The following is a 16,826-nucleotide window of genomic DNA, read 5'->3' as shown; positions in this document are numbered from 1 at the left end:
TTCGTACAGAAAACCGGAAGCGGTAAGCGGTCGCCGTCGCAGGATATCGTGTATGGACGAGTACATCGACCGCGTCGGGCCGATGGGTGCGTGGGCCGCGCTCACCGGTATCGTCGCGCTCGCGATCACGTTCGCCGCGCTGGCGTTTCCCCAGCGGGTGTACGTCGATCTCATCTGGCAGTACTACTGGGGACCGGTCGTTGCCGACGCGCGAGGGCTGGGCTGTGTCGCGTGGGCCGGCGGCGCGGAGATCCCCTGTGCCGACGCCGGAGCGGGCGACGGTCCCACGGCGTCGCCGGGGTACACCTTCGTCTCCTACGCGGGCTACATCCCGATTCTGATCCTGCTGCTGGTCGGAATCATCCTGCTCATCCGGCGGCTGGACATCCAGCGTTACCGGGCCGGCTTCTACGCGCTGTTCCCGTTCATGTTGTTCGGCGGCACGCTCCGCGTCGTCGAGGACGCGAACGTCGCCGGCGCGCGCGAAACCGGCGAGATGGTGATGCAGCTACCGTACGTGGCCGCGCTCATCAGCCCCTTCATCTACGTCACCGTCTTCCTCGTAACGCTCCTCGCGCTGTTGCTCTCGGTCTGGCTCGAGCGAAACGGCTACGTCAGCGGCTACGAGTACCCGCTGGCGGGGATCGGGACGGCCGCGCTCGCGGTCACGGTCGGCTACCTCGGCTACCTCGCCGTAACCGAGCCGTTCGCGGAGTTCCACTGGCTGATCCTCGTCCTCACGCTCGTCGGGGCGACGGCCGTCACGGCGATCACCTGGTACGCCCTCCAGGCGTTCGCACCGGAGATCAACCGCGGGACGGAGTACATGGGGCTAGTCGTCATCTGGGCGCACGCCGTCGACGGCGTCGCGAACGTGATCGGCCTCGACTGGGCCTACCGGCTGGGCCCAGGCTACAACCTCACGCCGAAACACCCCATCAACGAGGCGATCGTGAACTACACCGGCTCGATCCTCCCCGCCTCGATCGCCGAAGTGACCGGCGTCGCGTGGCCGTTCCTGATCGTCAAGATCGTCGCCGCCGTCGTCGTCATCTGGATCTTCGACGAGACGGTGTTCGATGAGAGTCCGCGCTACGCGACGCTGCTGATGATCACCGTCGTCGCCGTCGGCCTCGGCCCCGGAACCCGCGACATGCTGCGTGCGGTCTTCGGCGTCTGAGACTCGAGTCGCTCCCCCTTTCCCGAACGCCGGCATAAACCCCTCCCGACTGGTGACAGTCTCTCCCGGCTGGATCAGCACTATACGTACTCGAGTCGAACGCCTGACCCTATGGCCGACGAGGGCGGCGAGCCGGTTTACTACGTGATCAGCGACCTCCACATCGGCGGCGACGAGCAACTCGGCGAGGTGGACTTTCTCGAGGAGCTACTCGCCTTCCTCGAGCGACTCGAGACGACCGACGAGAACGCCGAGCTGATCGTCAACGGCGATCTGTTCGGGCTGTGGGAGTTCACCGCGGTCGACGGCCCGGCGAAGCTCGATGCCCTGATCGAGCGGTACCCCGAACTGTTTTCACAGCTGCGTGCGACCGGCGAGAACGTCCCGATCACGCTGTTGCCGGGCAACCACGACAACGAACTCGCGGCCTACGAGGAGTACCGCGAGCGGCTGGCCCGGTACAACGTCGACCTGGTCCGGTCGTCGTCGATCACGCGTCCGGTCGGGAACCGGACGATCCACTTCGAACACGGTCACCAGCAGGACTCCAACAACCGGTTCGAGGACTTCGGCAACCCCTACGAGACGCCGATCGGCTACCACTACAACACCCACGTGACGAGCAAGGCGGGCCAGCTCTCCGATCGGGGTCGGTACAACTGGCTGAAGGACGTCCAGGCGGTTACCCCGACCGACCGGGTGCCCCACTGGCTGCTCTCGAAGTACTTCTACCGGGAGATGAACCCCCTCCTGCGGTACGCCGTGATACCGTTCCTGTTGCTGTTCAACCTCTGTGTCGTCGTCGCGGTCCTGGCCGGACTGGACGTCGCCGGCGTCTGGACGCTGCCGGTCGAGACGGTCGACGCGGCGCTCGCCCGGCTGGGGCTGGTCGGGGAGGCCGTCCACTTCCTCCTCGTCGCCACCGCCGCGATCGCCGGCGTGCTCCTCCTGGCGGGAATCCCCGTCTACCTCGTCTTCCGCGACCTGCGAGCGACGGTCGACCGATTCGGTCTCCTCGAGGAGGAGCTCACGGTCGACCCCGAGGAGCCCTACCGTGAGGCCGCTCGAGCGGTGTTCGCCGACCGTCCGGAGACGGCGGTGTTCTGTTACGGACACACCCACCGCCCGGGGCTTCGGGAGGTCGACGGCCGGCTGCTCGTCAACAGCGGGACGTGGCTCAAGCGCCTCCACCGCCGGGAGGTCGTCGCGGGGATACTGCCGCCCGTGTACTACCCGTCGTACCAGCTCTGTGCCGTCCGGATCGGCGCCGAGGCCGGTGACGTGGTAGTCGAGTACGAGGAGATCGAGAAGCGAAGCCCCAGCGCGGAGGAGATCACGCTCACCGAGCGGCTGCTAACGCTCGGCCGCGAGCCCAGTCCGGAGCTCCCCGGCCGGTCGGTCGTCGCCGACGGGCCGGCTGTCGACGCGTCGGCGCGGCCGGCCGACCGGGATCGGGCGTAACGCCGGAGCGAAGTGAGCGAAGCCGGCGAGCGGCGCGTTCACCGCGCCGTCGGTCCCCGGTCTTCAGAACGGCTCGCCGAGCGCGTCGGCCACGCGGCCGGCCGTGTCGGTCAGCAGCGAGACGTCGTCGGTGAACACCTCGACGGCGACGGTGCCGTCGAACCCCGCGAGCCGGTCCTCGAGGATCGAATAGTCGATCTCGCCGGCGCCGATCGGGATGTGCGTGTCGCCGCGGCTGCGCGCGTCGTGGACGTGGAGGTGCGAGATCAGGTCGGCGTACCCCCGGAGGAACCGCTCGACGCCGTCGTCGCCATCCTCCATGTAGGCGTGTCCGACGTCGAAACAGACCGCCGTTCCCGTGTCGCGGGCGATGTCGCCGAGCACCGAGAGCGGAAAGCCGCGCTTCTGGTGACCGACGTTCTCGAGGACGACCTCGACGCCGGCCGCCTCGCCGGCCTCGTCGATCGCGCGCACCTGTTCGGCGAACGCCGGACGGAGGTCCGTCTCGTGTGGGTTGCGCGCCGTCCCGTGTAGAACGGCCTTCTCGGCGCCGACGCCGCCGGCCCACTCGAGCAGCCGCGTCTGGTGGGCGACGATGGCGTCGTTGATCTCGGGAACCGGCGTTACGACCACCTGCTTGAACGGGAGGTGGACGCAGAGGTCCGTCCCGGTTTCCTCGAGGGCCGCCTCGAGGCGGTTGCCGTCGACGTCGGTTGCGGGATCGACCCCCTCGCTCAGGCCGAACTCCGCGAAGTCGAAGTCGGCGCTCGTCGCCTCGAGTCGCTCGATCGAGTCGCCGACGGTGACGCCGATGTCCATACCGGTCGTACCCGCCGGCGGGTAATGAGTTCTCGGGACCGACGACGGCGGGTCTGCGGGGAAAGCGTATTGTCACCGCAGTGACCAGCGTTTCGCATGGTAGACGTCGACACGTCCCTCGTCCTCGCACTGCTCACCGTCGCCACGATCGCGTACTTTCTGACGTCGCTGGTCCCGCGGGTCGACGCGATGCGACGGAGCTACCGCAAGTTCGTCTCGCTGACGACGCTCGGGATCGCGTACCTGGTGTTGCTGACCGTCCTGCTCACCATCGTCGTCGAGGTACCCCAGGAGGAGCCGGTCGGCGCGGTGCTGGCGATCGCGGTCGCCGCGTTCGTCCTGTTCGGGCTCTCGCTGCTGTACGACGTCTTCGACGACTGGCTCCGGATGCTCGGCGACCCGGCGTACAACACCTGGGTCGAGGCGTCGCTGGTGCTCGCGGTCCTCGTCTTTCTCGTGGTCATCTTCCTGCTCGGGCCGTAGGTCGCCGCCTTCGTTCTCGAGTCGACCACGAGTTCGATCCCCGCGTGGAACCGACCCAGAGCGGGGCGTTTAATCGCCGCGGGGCGAAAGGAGACGGTATGACCGACTCCGAGGGATGGTTCGTCGACGACGGCGCCCCCATCGACGCCGCGGCGACGGACGAACTCGCCACCAGGGTTCGTGAGGGAGCTGCGGAGGAGCCGCGGGCGTGGCCCGAACTCGCCGTCGCCGCCGGCTTCGTCGACGACGAGGACGACTACTACGACGCCCTCCGCGCGGCGGCGACGGCTGCGACCCGCGCCGCGGTCGCGGAGCGAGAGCGCGCGGACGACCGCCAGCTGGTCCACGCGATTCGCGCGATGGACGACTGCCAGCGGACGGCCAACGAGCTCGCCGAACGGCTCGCCGAGTGGGCCGGCACGGTCGACGACGACCCCGGAACCGGCATCGACTACGCCCGCGAACTGGCCGCTCGAGAGCCCGAACCCGGACGGGAGTCGATTCGGTCGCTCGCGGGACGCGTCGCGGGTCTCGCGGACGAAGCCGACGACCTGCGGGCGTTCGTCGAGCGCCGAACGCCCGCCGTGGCGCCGAACCTCGCCGCCCTCGCCGGTCCCGTCCTCGCCGCGCGGCTCATCTCCCTGGCGGGCGGCCTCGAACCCCTCGCCAAACAGCCCAGCGGCACCGTTCAGGTGCTGGGCGCCGAGGACGCGCTGTTCGCCCACCTCGAGGGCCACGCTCCGTCGCCCAAACACGGGGTCATCTACACCCACGAGGGGGTCCGGGGCACCCGCCTCGAGGATCGGGGGTCGGCCGCCCGCGCCGTCGCCGGAAAGCTCGCGATCGCCGCCCGCGTCGACCACTACTCCGGCGAGGTGCGACCGGAACTCGAGGCCGAACTCACAGAGCGCCTCGAGACGATCCAGGCACGGGCCGACGCGGAGTCGGGGGGTGACGGCGGTGAGTGAGCGTCCCGTCGGCGTCGAGCGCCGCGAGATCGACGGGGCAGAGCGGCTCGCGACCCGGGGAGAGCCGGTGTACGGCGAACCTACCGATGGAGCCTGGCGCGCCTGGGACCCGCATCGCTCGAAACTCGGCGCGATGCTCGAGCTGGGGATGGAGACGGGTCTCGAGGGCGGCGAGACGGTGCTCTACCTGGGTGCCGCCAGCGGGACGACCGTGAGTCACGTCGCTGACTTCGCGGGGCCGACGTACGCCGTGGAGTTCGCCCCCCGTCCCGCGCGGGACCTGCTCTCGGCGGCCGACTCCCGCCCGCGGCTGTTCCCGCTGCTCAAGGACGCCCGGAAACCCGAGACGTACGCCCACGTCGTCGAATCCGACGTCGACGTCGTCGTCCAGGACGTCGCCACCCGCGGCCAGGCGAGGGTCGCCCTCGAGAACCGGCGCTTTCTCGCCGACGACGGCCGCCTGCTGCTCGCGGTGAAAGCCCGCAGCGAGGACGTCACCCACAACCCCGAGGACGTCTTCGAGGACGTCAGCGCGGAGCTCGAGAGCGGGTACGAAGTGCTCGAGTCCCGCCCGCTCGACGAGTACCACGTCGACCACCTCGGGGTCGTCGCGCGACCGCGGTCGTAGCGAGCGACCGGGCACACCGCGAGTTCCGTGTCAACGCGTTATTTCCGTGCCAACGCTTGTAATGCACGCCGGAGAAGGGACGGGTATGTCCGGAGACGACGACCCCGACGGTTCCCCGTCGGACTCGAACGTCCGAGCCGATTCGACGAGCGATCGGGGACGGACCGCGACAGCCGACGCCGACGGGACCGACTCGAGCGACGGCTTCGTCCCGGCGACCGTCACCGACGCCAGCGGCTACGGGCTCTCGCTGACGCTGGTCGGGGGCGTCCTGCTCGCGCTGGCGTACTACGGCTACGTCGCGGTGACCGGCCCGCAGACGCTCGGCCAGGCGATCCCGAGCCCGTTCTACCTCCTCATCTTCGCGCTCCTGTTCGTCCTCGAACTGTTCCAGAGCCGCGACCGCGGCGGGGTGGCCGTGGTTCGGGCGACGGCCCTGGCGCTGTTCTACGGCGGGCTGACCGCGTTCGCGATCGAGGGTGGAGTCTACCTCTGGAACGACCCCGGAGCGGCGCTCGACGGGTTCGTCGGAGTGACCGTCCTTGCGGTCTCCCTGATCGTGGCGGCCCTGGCGTACTTCCTGTACCTCTCGGCGATCGAATCCGACGTGCTGTGACGGACCCGGTTATCCGCGCGCTCGAGCAGTGCCAGCCGGCGACGCCCACGACGGGCGCTCACCTGTCGACGACGCCCGCCTCGAGGTGCTCGAGCAGGGCCGGGTGCAGCGGCCCGTTCGAGCCCAGGAGCATCTTTCGGCTGCCGGTTTCGAAGTCGAACGTGAACGGCTCGCCGGCGGCGTTGGTGATCCGCGCGCCGGCCGCACGGGCGATCACCAGCCCCGCGGCGACGTCCCAGGGGTAGGTGTCGTACTCCCAGACCGCGTCCGCGCTGCCGCTGGCGAGGTAACACAGGTTGAGCGCCGCCGAACCGAGCCGGCGGACGCCGCGAGCCTCCTGGTAGAAGTTCGAGAGAAAGGAGCCGTCGGGGTCGTACCCCGAGAGGAGCATGCTCTCGTCGAGGCGGTCCCGGTCGGTCGTCGACAGCGGCGTCTCGTTCTCCGTCGCCTCGCCGCCCGCGACCGCGCTGAACAGTTCGTCGGTTTCGGGCACGTAGACGACGCCGACGACCGGGTACCGCTCCTCGACGAGGGCGACCGACACCGCGTAGTTGGGGTTGCCGTGAGCGAAGTTTCCGGTTCCGTCGAGGGGGTCGATCACCCAGGTGTAGGGACCGTCGGCCTCGATTCGGCCACCCTCCTCCGAGAAGATGCCGTGGTCGGGGAACTCGTTCGCGATGGCGGTCGTGATGATCCGGTTCGCCTGGTGGTCGGCTTCGGTGACGATGTCCGCCTTGTCCGTCTTGACCGTGATCGACTCGACGCGGCCGTGGAGCTCTCGGAGCGGCTCGCCGGCGCTCTGGGCGACCTCCTCGGCGAGGACGCGGGCCCGTTCGACGAGGTCCTCGCCTTCGTCCGCGCCGTTCCTCGAGAGCGGGGCCGGCGCGGCGCTCGCGTCGGGACCGGCGTCGTCCTCGCCGCGAACGTCCCAGCCGAGCTTCTTGGTGATCGCGGTGAAGAAGTGGTCGTCGTAGCTCGTCCGGACGATGTGGGCGTGTCGGTCGGCGCCGGTCACGAGCACCTCCTCGTTCTCGCGGAGGATCGTGTGCGCCCGACCGCCGTCGACCAGCAGGCTCGCTCGCCCGCCGGTGACGATCCGCAGTTCGGTCGACGGCGCCATCACGACCGGACGCACGCCGAGCTGGTGGGTGTGGAGGGGGACGAGCTGGAGGGACTCGTTGTTCACCGGATAGTGGACCGGTCCGTTCGCCGACAGTGAGAGGCCGGTCGACCCCGTGGGCGTCGACACCGCCAGCCCGGAGCCCTCGAACTCGCCGACGTACTCGTCGTTGGCGAACACGTGCAGCCGGGTGATCTTGCGGTTGACGGGGTTCTCCGGCAGGACGTGTTCGAGGGTGACGTCGTTGATCCCGGTCGCGTCGACCCCGCGCGCGCTGACGTGGAGCTGCTGGCGGCTGTCGACGACCGCCCGCCCGCGGAGGGCCTCCTCGAGCGCGTCCTCGAGTTCGTCGGGCTCGACCCGGGCCAGAAACGACAGCGTGCCGGTGTTCACGCCCAGCAGCGGGATCCCCCGCGGGGCGAACGTCTTGATCCCCTCGAGGAACGTGCCGTCGCCGCCGATGGTGACGCCGAGGGTCGGCCGGTCCTCGGTGTAGACGTCGCTGATGTCCCGGCCGACGTCGACGACGGCCAGCCGTAGCTCCCGGTCGTCGGTCCATCGCTCGAGGCGCTCGAGGGCGTCCTCGCTGTCGGGACTGACGACGGCGATGATCTCGTCCGTCGTCGCGAGCCGCCGTCCGTGCATTCGTGTGACGGTTGGCCGGCGGTGTACTTACCCGCTTGGACTCCGGGGCGTCCGCGAGGGGCGGGCGAACTCAAGGGCCTCGAGGTCGTACCGGGGGTATGCCCGTCATCGACATCGCACGGACGCGCGTGGTCACCGTCGCCCCCGAGTCGCCGCTTTCCGAGGTCGTCGAGACCATGCGAGCCGAGAGCGTCGGGAGCGCCGTCGTCGCCGAGGACGGCGAGCCCCTCGGGATCGTCACCGACCGCGACCTCGCGATGGTGCTGCTGACCGACGACCCCGCTCCCGAGTCGCAGGCGGTGGCGGAGCTGCTCGCGGACGATCTGGTCACCGTCACCGCCGACACCGGGATCTACGAGGTCGTCGAGGAGCTCTCGCGGACCGGCTCACAGCGCATCCCGGTCGTCGACGACGACGGCTCGCTCGTCGGGATCGTCTCGCTGAGCGACGTGGTCGTCCTCCTCGGGATGGAGCTCCAGCACGTCGGGAACGCGATCCGAACCGCCTCGCCGGCGTACGAACGCCTCGCGACCGACCTGTACGAGTAGCCACCGCGGGCGTCTCTCCCGTGGAGACCCGTCGCTGGTGATGGCGGGCGCGTTACCGTCTGGCGTGTCAGTTCCGCTCGTTCGCCTGCCGACTCCAAACCGTATTTACCGTCGGAGGGAAAATCAGTGATCGATGGAACGCGGGTCGCCGGATTCGTTCACGCGGTTGGGGACGCTGGGAATCGAAGAGGAGTGCTTCGTCGTCGACGAGCGCGGCCGACCCACGAGCGGGACCGACGAACTCGTCTACGACCACGAGCCGCCGGCGATCCTGGAGGGGCGACTCGATCACGAGCTGTTCAAGTGCGTCATCGAGACCCAGACCCCGCTGATCGAACGCCCCGGAGACGCCCGCGAGGCGCTGCTCGAGGTGCGCGAGGCGCTCGTCGACCACGCCGAAGCCCACGGCTTTCGGGTCGCCGCCGCGGGGCTTCACCCGCTGGCGAAGTGGCGCGAACTCGAGCACGCCGAAAAGCCCCGGTACCGCTCGCAGCTCGATCGCATCCAGTACCCCCAACACCGGAACACGACGGCGGGCGTCCACGTCCACGTCGGCGTCGACGACGCCGACAAGGCGGTCTGGATCGCCAACGAACTGCGGTGGTACGTCCCGATCATGCTGGCGCTGTCGGCGAACTCGCCGTTCTGGAACGGCTTCGACACCGGCCTCCAGTCGGCCCGCGCGAAGATCTTCGAGGCGCTGCCGAACACCGGGATGCCGACCTGCTTCGAGGACTACGAGGCGTTCGACACCTTCGAACGGCGGATGCTCGAGTCCGAGGCGATCAACGACCGCGGCGAGCTCTGGTACGACGTCCGGCCGCACACGGGCCACGGGACGGTCGAGGTTCGCACGCCGGACGGCCAGGCCGATCCCGATGTCGTCCTCGCGTTCGTCGAGTACACCCACGCGCTCGTGATGGCCCTGGCCGAGGAGTACGAGGACGGCGCGCTCGGCTACCAGCACCGCCGGGAGCTGCTCGACGAGAACAAGTGGCGGGCGATCCGCCACGGTCACGACGCCACGTTCATCGCCCGGGATCTCGAGGGCACCGTCGATCTGGGCGAGCTCGTCGACCGCGAGTGCGAGCGGCTGGGGATCGACGGCATTCGGGAGGTGTACGACCGCGAGAGCGGCGCGAGCCGCCAGCGCCGACTGCTCGAGGAGCGCGGGGAAGAGCCCCTCTGTGAGTCGCTGTTACTCGCCGTCGAGTGAGCCACAAAGGTTTAACATCGCACGAATCATCCTCTCACACGAGAGCACATGGCTTCGGACGACACTGACGAGCATCCAGTAACCGACGACGGCTCGAGGCGGACCGACCCGGAGGGACAGGACGGGGTGGCGGGTGCCGCAGTCGACGAAGTCGACCAGCGGATCGTCGATCTCCTGTCGTGGATTCTCGACACGGAGACCCGCGCGAAGATTTACGTTCACCTGCTCGCCCACCCTGGCAGCACGTCCGAGGAGGTCGCCCAGGGAACGGGGCTCTACCCGAGCACCGTCCGGGAGGCCCTCGCGGAGCTTCACGACGAGGAACGGGTGTCCCGCGAGAAGCGCGCGAGCGAGGGCGCCGGGAACAACCCCTACGAGTACACGGCGATCCAGCCGAGCGAGCTCGTCGGCGGCGTCGTCGACCAGGTCCAGCACGAACTCAACACGATCTTCACGCTCGACCGGCTGTTCGAACGCGACGGCGAGGACGAGTTCGGCGACGGCGTCGAACCGGTCACGATCACCGTCGACGGCGACGACGACCCCGACGAGGCAGACGTCGTTCCGGGGGGCGACCCCGCGGACGAACTCGAGGACGACCTGGACGACGACCTGGGCGACGCGGACGACGGGTCGGCGTAACACTCGTTCCTCGTCCGAGCCACGGGCTCGCGATCGTTTTTCACCGACCGCGTTCGGGACCGACTCGAGCGACGCGTTCGCGTTCGAATCGCCCGACCGGAGAGCGCTGGCTACGACTCGAGGGAGAGCACCGCCGGGCGCTCGAGTTCGAGGTCGGAGCCGACGGCGCGGACCGTCTCCGTCGGCCAGTCGCCGGTTTCCGTGAGAATGTCGAACGCCTCGCTCCCCTCGCCACCGTCGTCGACGAGGACCGTATCCTCGCTCTTGGCGCCCTGGATCGTCGGGTTCCAGGCGTAGGCCATCGGCGCTTCGACGGACGCCTCGTGATCCGGCGTCGCGATCCACTCCCGTCCCGAGAACCCGGCGGCGCCGCCCTGGTGGTGGCGTTCCCACTCGCCGTCGAAGCCGACCGCGTCGTAGGCGTTCTGAATCTCCCCGAAGACGTCGCCGGCCGTCCCCCCGCTGGCGGCCGCCTCGCGGGTCGCCGCCAGCGCCGTCGTCTCGACGCGGGCGGCGTACCCGGTTCGTTCCTCGAGCCAGGCGGGCGGATCGAAGGCGACCGTGCGGCTACAGCTCGCGTGGAGTCCGCGGCGCTGGGTCGTCACCGACACCAGCGCGTACTCGCCGAGTTCGGCGTCCGTCGGCGTGTAGTGGCGGTGGCGCTGGGCGCGCTCGGCGCCGCCGACGAGCACCACCGGCGCCTCGATTTTCCGGGCCGAGAGCGCCACCAGCAGCGCCGAGGCGACCTCGTGCTCGCGGTCGCCGGGCTGGAGTTCGCGACAGACGGCCTCGACGGCGTCGGCGGTCTGTCGGGAGAGCTGGCGGTAGCGCTCGCGGTCGGTTTCCGTCAGGGGCTGGCGCAGCGGTGTCGGATCGACGCGGTCGAAGCCGGGGACGTCGACGTCGGCCGCGGCGGGTGCGTCGACGCGGTCGGCGAGCGCCTCGGCGAGCGAGGACTCGTACCACGGGTAGGACTCGACGGCGGCGCCCTCGAGATCCGGGAGCTCTTCGTCTGCGATGCGGGGCGCCTCGATCGTGTCGGTGAGTACAGTGACATCCTCCCCGTCGTAGCCGACGGCAGCGACGCCGGCGTCGGTCTCGCGGTCGACGACGTTGCTCCCGCCGGTGAGCCACGCGAACGCGTTCGGACGGGCGAACCAGACCGACTCGAGGCCGGTCGCCTCGAGGTAGGTCTCGAGTCGCTCGAGTTTCTCCTGTTCCATGTGCGAGGCTGGCGTGGCGGGTTCTTGAATCCGGCGGACGCGTCGCCGCTGCGACGGACGCGTCGCCGCCGCGACGACCGCCCGGCGGCGGGATCGAAACACGGGCAAGATAAGTACGGTCGCTCCCAACCCCCGCTGAAGGCCCGTGTCGTACGACAGTTACACCTCCGATTCGTCATCGACGCTGCTCGGGCGGTTCGACTTCCGGCACCTCCTGACGCTGACGCTCGTTCTCGTCGCGGCGACGATCTTACTCGGCGTCGCCGCGCGAGCGACGGGGTCGGGACTCGCCTGCGAGGCCAACTGGCCCCAGTGTGACGCCGGCCCGTACAACCTGCTCCCGGCGAATCTGCCGAGTTTCTACGAGTGGATCCACCGCTTCGTCGCGATGTTCGCCGGCTTCGCGATCGTCGGTACCGCCGCGGCCGCGGCGCTCGCCTCGAGCGTCGACCGCCGCGTCACGGGGCTGGTCGTCGTCGGAACGATCCTGACGCCGATCCAGGTGATCCTCGGCCGCGAGACGGTTCTCCAGTACGAACTCGAGATCCTCTCGCTGCACTTCTGGACGGCCGTCCTCATCTTCGTGCTGTTCGTCGTGGCGACCGTCATCGTGTGGCGCTCCCGACTCCGGGCGAGACACGTCACGATCGCACTCGGAACCGGAGCGGTGATGGTGCCGCTGCACGTCGCGTTCAGCCCGCTGTTCATCACCGACATCACCACCTACTCGCCGTCGATCCAGACCGCCCAGTACGGTATCACCCTCGCGTTGCTCGCGGCCGTCACCACCGCCACCATGGTCGGCTGGCGCCGGTTCGACCAGCGGCTGCTGACCGGGCTGTTCCTCGCGCTCCCCGCCCTCGCGATGCTCGTCCTCTTTCTCGGCCGGCGGGCCGTGATGACGCTCTCGCCGGTCCTCGATCTCGTCTACGTCGCGACGGCGGGGGCGCTGTTCGCCGCGTTCGTCGCCGGAATCTGGCTCGTTCGCGAGAGAGTGGAGCCGAACGGCTCCGCCAGCGCGTAGCGGAGTCGAGCGCAGCCTTCCTCAGAGTGCGACGACGAGCGCCGCGACGGTGACGAACGCGACGACGCCGAGTGCGAACAGGACGTAGTTCGCGATCGGGTTCGCGGCTCGAGTCAGCGCCAGCGTGTACCGTCGGCGCGACAGCGGCCAGAACGGGCGGATTCCCATCGGCGTGAGCGCATCGGCCGCCAGGTGCGACCCGATCGACAGCGTGCCGACGAGGAAGGCGAACCCGACGACGCCGACGTCGATCGGCGAGGCGGAGCCGACGAGCATCGCCGCCGCGGCGGCGAGACCAGCCCCGACGAGGACGGCGAACAGGAGGGTGTGCGTCGGCCCGCGGTGTTCGATCATCGGCAGCCGGTGGTCGCAGTCGGGAAGCGTCGACAGGGAGACGCAGACGAGCGCCCCGATGACCGCGGCGGGTTCGTAGCCCGCAAGCGCGACGGCGCCACCGAGAGGCGCGTACGCGAGGAGGGCCGCGCCGTAGTGGCCGAGCTGGTACATCTGCTCCACGCGAGGAACCACCGGAGCATAAATCCACCGCCGATCGCGTGGAGAAATCGTCAGACGCCGACCGGCGGCCGGAACGTTATCGTCCTCGGAGCCGTTGTCGCCCCCATGACGGACGTCGATCCGATGACGCGGTTTCCGGTGCCAGAGGAGGAGTCGCTCCCCGAAGACCTCAGAGAGCGTATCGACGAGGAAACCGAACGCGCCGGGTTCACGCCGAACGTGTTCCTGGCGTACGCCTACCGCCCCTCGCACTTCCGGGCGTTCTTCGGCTACTACGACGCGCTGATCGAGGACACCGAACTCACCCGCCGGGAGATCGAGATGATCATCGTCGCCGTCAGCGGCGCGAACGACTGCTACTACTGCAACGTCGCCCACGGCGCGCTCGTGCGGCTCTACGGCGACGACCCGCTGCTCGCGGACCAGCTCGTGGCCAACTACCGCAACGCCGACGTCGACGAGCGCCACCGCGCGATGCTCGACCTTGCCGTGAAGCTCACCGAGTCCCAGGCGGAAGTCGAGGAGGCCGACCTGGCGCGACTCGAGGAGCACGGCTTCAGCCGGCGAGCGATCTGGGACGTCGGCTCCGTGGCGGCGTTTTTCAACCTCTCGAACCGGATGGCCCAGCTGGCCGACATGCGGCCCAACGAGGAGTTCCACACCCTCGGGCGCTAACCGGGGATCAGGAAGGCTAAACCCACTCCGGACCAACCACGCGGTATGCGAACGCTGGACGAGACGGACCTCGAGATCCTCCACCTGCTCGTCGAAGACGCCAGGCGGCCGTACAGCGAGATCGCCGACCGGGTCGACGTCTCCGCGCCCACGGTTTCCGACCGGATCGACCGCCTCGTCGACCTCGGCGTCGTCCGGGGGTTCACCGCCGACGTCGATCACGCCTCGATCACCGGCGGTACCGACGTGTTGCTCGACCTCGAGTGTCGTCCGGGCGCCGGCGACCGCACCGCCGACCGGCTGGCGGCGGCCGAGTCGGTCGAACACGTCTTCGAGACCGCCGACGAGAGGGTGCTCGCCGTCGCGACCGTCCAGCAGGGGCGGGCGAAACGGCTGCTGGCCGAGGCAGTCGACCTCGAGTGGCTCCGGCGCTACCGGGTCCACCTGCTCGCCGACCGATCGTGGACGCCGACGGTCGGTTCGCCCGACCTCGCGCTCTCGTGTGCCGAGTGCGACAACACCGTGGGCGCCGACGGCGTCTCGAGCCGGATCGACGGCGAGCTGTACCACTTCTGCTGTCCGACCTGCCGGTCGACGTTCGAGGACCGGTACGACCGGTTCGCCGACTCCGCCTGAGCGGACCGCGGGAGCTTTTCCGCTCCCACCCGAATGCGGGGCCATGCGAACGAGCCTCAACGTTCCCGAGGAGATGCTCGCGGAGTTCGACGCCGTCTGGCAGTCAGAGGGACTCGATTCCCGCTCGCGGGCGCTCCGCGAGGCGATCCAGGAGTACGTCGAGTCGCACAACCGCCTCGAGGCCGCGACCGGCACCGTCGTGGCGACGGTCGTCTTCGACTACGTCCACGACGAGATCATCGAGGAACTCCACACCGTCCAGCACGAGTTCCAGGCGGAGATCGACACGACCTGTCACGTCCACCACGGCGAGTGGTGTCTCGAGACGGTGTTCTGTCACGGCTCCGCCGAGCGTGTCCGACGGCTGGTCTACCGGCTGAAGGACTTCGACGCGGTCGGCCGGGTGACGGTGACGCTGTTACAGGCCGACCGACCTCGAGGCGAGTGACCGCGGTCGGAACGGACCGAGGCGATTATTGGGATAGACCCCCTCTGACCCAGCGTGAAGAACGTTACCGACCGCTCGAGCAACCCGTTCGGCATGCGCCCTCCGTTCGAACGAAACGACCCCGACAGCGTGCCCGCCGTCTTCGGCTACGGCGACGCGAACGCCGACTTCCACGTCATCGGCGACCATCCGGGCGTCCACGGCGGTGAGACGACCGGCGTTCCGTTCACCGAAACCGAAAGCGGCGAGGCGATTCAGGAACTCGCCCGCGACGTCGGTTTCGCCAGCGGCCCCGAGGATCAGCCGGTGCTCTCGAACCTCTTTTGCAGCTATCTCCACATGTGCTCCCTTCCCCAGAGTCGGGAGCCGACCCCCGAGGAGTACGCCGAGCTCGAGCGCTACTTCGACGCCGAGTTGCGCGCGATCAACGCCCACATCCTGCTGCCTGTCGGCGAGCGGGCGACCGACCACGTCCTCGAGGAGTACACGACCCAGCGCCACCGCTTCGACCTCGACATGGCGGCGCTGCACGCCCTCGAGATCCGCGGACGCGGGTTCATGGTCGTTCCGATCCGCGAACCGAGCGAGTGGGAGGAGGGCGACCGCGAGGCGATCCACGACCGCCTCGAGGCGATCCTCGCCGCCGATTACAGACAGACGAAGGGCGTGGCGACGCTCGTCGGCTAGCGGCCGAACCGTTTGCGCACGCCGACCCGCAGCGGCAGACCGAACGCACCCGTCAGCGGGACGAGGACGAATGCGAGCAGATCCGTCGGCAGCGACGCGTAGCCGGCGGCTCCCGCCGCGAGAGCCAACAGAGGAACGGCGACCGCACAGACGTAGCCGTACGACGGCGCCCAGCCGGGAAGCTGGCGCGTGCGGTGGACGACGACGCCGAACAGCAGCGGCATGAGCACGGCACCCGCGAGCAGCGGTCCGGCGAGCAGCGTCGTCGCGACGCCGAGTGCGGCCGCGAAGACGATCGTCTCGTCGATCGAGACGGGCCCCCAGGTGTCCTCCCGCCAGCCGACCCGGGCCGCGAGCAGGCCGAGTGCGGGGAGGGCGACGATTCCGGCGAGTACGCCGTACCACTCGAGCGCGGGGAGCGGCGGCGCGACGAGTTCGACGCCCGCGAGGAAGTCGAACACGGACTCGAGGCCGGTCCCCGCGCTCGAGAGCACCGCCCACAGGGCGGCCGGGTCGGTTCCCGCAGCCGCGAGCGCCGCACGCAGTTCCTCGAGCGGGCCCGCGTTCTCGAGGGCGAAGTGAGCGAGTCCGGCGACGTACGTCAGAATCGAGAGCCAGATCAACGGCCACGCGAAGTTTCGGCGGTGCCACCAGCGGCCGACGGCGGTTCGCGACTCGCCGTCGCCGTCGGCCGGTCGCTCGCGAGTCGCGCCCGCCCCTTCAGTCGTTGCCTCCGCCGACGTCCGGCGGGTCCGGGCGTGCCCAGTCCGGTCGCCGTTCGCGTTACCGCCCGCACTCGCGCCTCGCGTCGAGTGGCCGGTTCGCGTCGAGTGCCCGGCGCTCGAGGCCGCCTGCGAGGCGGTGGCTGACCCCGACGCGGTCGCCGAGGCCGTCGCCCGCGAGCGGGAGGCCGACGAGTCGTCGGTGGCGGTCGGTTCCGAGGACTGGTCGTCGCTGCTGTCGGCGGCGGACTTCCAGACGTCGGGGGAGGGAAGTCCGGAGGTCCGCTTGGCGACGTACTCGGCGTGACCGAGGCGGTCGTACGCCTGCCGTTCGACGGGGTCGCCGAGAATGTCGTACGCCTTTTTGAGGGCGGTAAACTGCGCTCGAGCGCGCTCGTCGTCGTTCAGGTCGGGGTGGTAGACCCGGACCTGTTCGCGAAACGCCTGCTTGACGTCGTCCTGGGAGGCGTCCGTCGGAATGTCGAGCAGGTCGTAGAAATCCAGGTCCTCTGTCATGGCTATCCGGGGGAGGGCGTCGTTGCCAGCGGTTTGGGCGCACGGAGTTATAA

At 69.4% G+C, this 16,826-nt stretch carries 19 protein-coding genes; 14 read left to right on the top strand and 5 right to left on the bottom strand.

Going from position 1 to position 16,826, the window contains the following annotated elements; genetic code table 11:
- The first annotated feature begins 52 nt into the window (after nucleotides 1-52).
- Entirely contained in the window at nucleotides 53-1,180 is a 1,128-nt protein-coding gene (locus tag NMQ11_RS01655) for a DUF63 family protein (RefSeq protein ID WP_255169650.1), read from the top strand.
- Nucleotides 1,181-1,291: 111 nt separating this feature from the next.
- On the top strand, nucleotides 1,292-2,641 hold the full coding sequence (locus NMQ11_RS01650; protein ID WP_255169649.1) for a metallophosphoesterase: 1,350 nt from the start codon (nucleotides 1,292-1,294) through the stop codon (nucleotides 2,639-2,641).
- Nucleotides 2,642-2,704: 63 nt separating this feature from the next.
- On the opposite strand, the gene NMQ11_RS01645 is transcribed toward NMQ11_RS01650, so the two are convergent.
- Nucleotides 2,705-3,460 carry a sugar phosphate isomerase/epimerase family protein gene (locus NMQ11_RS01645; RefSeq protein WP_255169648.1) on the bottom strand — a complete coding sequence of 252 codons (756 nt, stop codon included), beginning with the start codon at nucleotides 3,458-3,460 and terminating at the stop codon, nucleotides 2,705-2,707.
- 96 nt (nucleotides 3,461-3,556) lie between these two features.
- Between NMQ11_RS01645 and NMQ11_RS01640 the strand changes: the two genes are divergently transcribed.
- From NMQ11_RS01640 to NMQ11_RS01625, 4 genes are all read left to right on the top strand, one after another.
- The gene (locus tag NMQ11_RS01640; RefSeq protein ID WP_255169647.1) at nucleotides 3,557-3,943 is read left to right on the top strand and encodes a hypothetical protein; all 387 of its coding nucleotides are present in this window, start codon (nucleotides 3,557-3,559) and stop codon (nucleotides 3,941-3,943) included.
- Between the two features lie 98 nt (nucleotides 3,944-4,041).
- The gene (locus NMQ11_RS01635) at nucleotides 4,042-4,911 is read left to right on the top strand and encodes an NOP5/NOP56 family protein (protein ID WP_255169646.1); all 870 of its coding nucleotides are present in this window, start codon (nucleotides 4,042-4,044) and stop codon (nucleotides 4,909-4,911) included.
- The gene (locus NMQ11_RS01630; RefSeq protein ID WP_255169645.1) at nucleotides 4,904-5,539 is read left to right on the top strand and encodes a fibrillarin-like rRNA/tRNA 2'-O-methyltransferase; all 636 of its coding nucleotides are present in this window, start codon (nucleotides 4,904-4,906) and stop codon (nucleotides 5,537-5,539) included. Before NMQ11_RS01635 ends, NMQ11_RS01630 begins: the two co-directional genes overlap by 8 nt.
- An 85-nt stretch (nucleotides 5,540-5,624) precedes the next feature.
- A complete protein-coding gene (locus tag NMQ11_RS01625) occupies nucleotides 5,625-6,155 on the top strand; it encodes a hypothetical protein (protein ID WP_255169644.1) in 531 nt (176 codons plus the stop codon).
- A 58-nt stretch (nucleotides 6,156-6,213) separates the two neighbouring features.
- Here the strand turns inward: NMQ11_RS01625 and NMQ11_RS01620 are convergent, their stop codons facing one another.
- The gene (locus NMQ11_RS01620; protein WP_255169643.1) at nucleotides 6,214-7,920 is read right to left on the bottom strand and encodes an NAD(+)/NADH kinase; all 1,707 of its coding nucleotides are present in this window, start codon (nucleotides 7,918-7,920) and stop codon (nucleotides 6,214-6,216) included.
- A gap of 98 nt (nucleotides 7,921-8,018) precedes the next feature.
- On the opposite strand from NMQ11_RS01620, the gene NMQ11_RS01615 reads away from it, so the two are divergent.
- From NMQ11_RS01615 to NMQ11_RS01605, 3 genes are all read left to right on the top strand, one after another.
- Nucleotides 8,019-8,468 (top strand): CBS domain-containing protein, encoded by a 450-nt coding sequence (locus NMQ11_RS01615; protein ID WP_255169642.1) that lies wholly within the window; start codon nucleotides 8,019-8,021, stop codon nucleotides 8,466-8,468.
- A gap of 133 nt (nucleotides 8,469-8,601) precedes the next feature.
- Entirely contained in the window at nucleotides 8,602-9,684 is a 1,083-nt protein-coding gene (locus NMQ11_RS01610) for a glutamate--cysteine ligase (RefSeq protein WP_255169641.1), read from the top strand.
- Between the two features lie 48 nt (nucleotides 9,685-9,732).
- Entirely contained in the window at nucleotides 9,733-10,326 is a 594-nt protein-coding gene (locus NMQ11_RS01605; protein WP_255169640.1) for a helix-turn-helix domain-containing protein, read from the top strand.
- A gap of 110 nt (nucleotides 10,327-10,436) precedes the next feature.
- On the opposite strand, the gene NMQ11_RS01600 is transcribed toward NMQ11_RS01605, so the two are convergent.
- Complete coding sequence (locus NMQ11_RS01600) at nucleotides 10,437-11,549, bottom strand: M24 family metallopeptidase (protein WP_255169639.1); 1,113 nt, start codon at nucleotides 11,547-11,549, stop codon at nucleotides 10,437-10,439.
- A 145-nt stretch (nucleotides 11,550-11,694) separates the two neighbouring features.
- On the opposite strand from NMQ11_RS01600, the gene NMQ11_RS01595 reads away from it, so the two are divergent.
- Nucleotides 11,695-12,573 (top strand): COX15/CtaA family protein, encoded by an 879-nt coding sequence (locus NMQ11_RS01595; RefSeq protein WP_255169638.1) that lies wholly within the window; start codon nucleotides 11,695-11,697, stop codon nucleotides 12,571-12,573.
- Nucleotides 12,574-12,594: 21 nt separating this feature from the next.
- Here NMQ11_RS01595 and NMQ11_RS01590 read toward each other — a convergent pair whose 3' ends face one another.
- Complete coding sequence (locus NMQ11_RS01590; RefSeq protein WP_255169637.1) at nucleotides 12,595-13,080, bottom strand: metal-dependent hydrolase; 486 nt, start codon at nucleotides 13,078-13,080, stop codon at nucleotides 12,595-12,597.
- 114 nt (nucleotides 13,081-13,194) lie between these two features.
- Between NMQ11_RS01590 and NMQ11_RS01585 the strand changes: the two genes are divergently transcribed.
- Genes NMQ11_RS01585 through NMQ11_RS01570 form a run of 4 tightly spaced genes read left to right on the top strand, consistent with a single transcriptional unit; the run spans nucleotide 13,195 to nucleotide 15,535 of the window.
- Nucleotides 13,195-13,764 carry a peroxidase-related enzyme gene (locus tag NMQ11_RS01585; RefSeq protein WP_255169636.1) on the top strand — a complete coding sequence of 190 codons (570 nt, stop codon included), beginning with the start codon at nucleotides 13,195-13,197 and terminating at the stop codon, nucleotides 13,762-13,764.
- Between the two features lie 45 nt (nucleotides 13,765-13,809).
- Nucleotides 13,810-14,400 (top strand): AsnC family transcriptional regulator, encoded by a 591-nt coding sequence (locus NMQ11_RS01580; RefSeq protein ID WP_255169635.1) that lies wholly within the window; start codon nucleotides 13,810-13,812, stop codon nucleotides 14,398-14,400.
- 43 nt (nucleotides 14,401-14,443) lie between these two features.
- Complete coding sequence (locus NMQ11_RS01575; RefSeq protein WP_255169634.1) at nucleotides 14,444-14,848, top strand: CopG family ribbon-helix-helix protein; 405 nt, start codon at nucleotides 14,444-14,446, stop codon at nucleotides 14,846-14,848.
- Nucleotides 14,849-14,902: 54 nt separating this feature from the next.
- A complete protein-coding gene (locus NMQ11_RS01570; protein ID WP_255169633.1) occupies nucleotides 14,903-15,535 on the top strand; it encodes a uracil-DNA glycosylase family protein in 633 nt (210 codons plus the stop codon).
- Here the strand turns inward: NMQ11_RS01570 and NMQ11_RS01565 are convergent.
- Complete coding sequence (locus tag NMQ11_RS01565; RefSeq protein WP_255169632.1) at nucleotides 15,532-16,773, bottom strand: J domain-containing protein; 1,242 nt, start codon at nucleotides 16,771-16,773, stop codon at nucleotides 15,532-15,534. The genes NMQ11_RS01570 and NMQ11_RS01565 overlap by 4 nt on opposite strands.
- Between the last annotated feature and the right edge of the window lie 53 nt (nucleotides 16,774-16,826).

The sequence above is a fragment of the Natrononativus amylolyticus genome (assembly GCF_024362525.1).
Classification (GTDB): Archaea; Halobacteriota; Halobacteria; order Halobacteriales; family Natrialbaceae; genus Natrononativus; species Natrononativus amylolyticus.
Note: the sequence above shows the minus strand (reverse complement) of the source record. Positions and strands in the feature narration are given on the sequence as shown.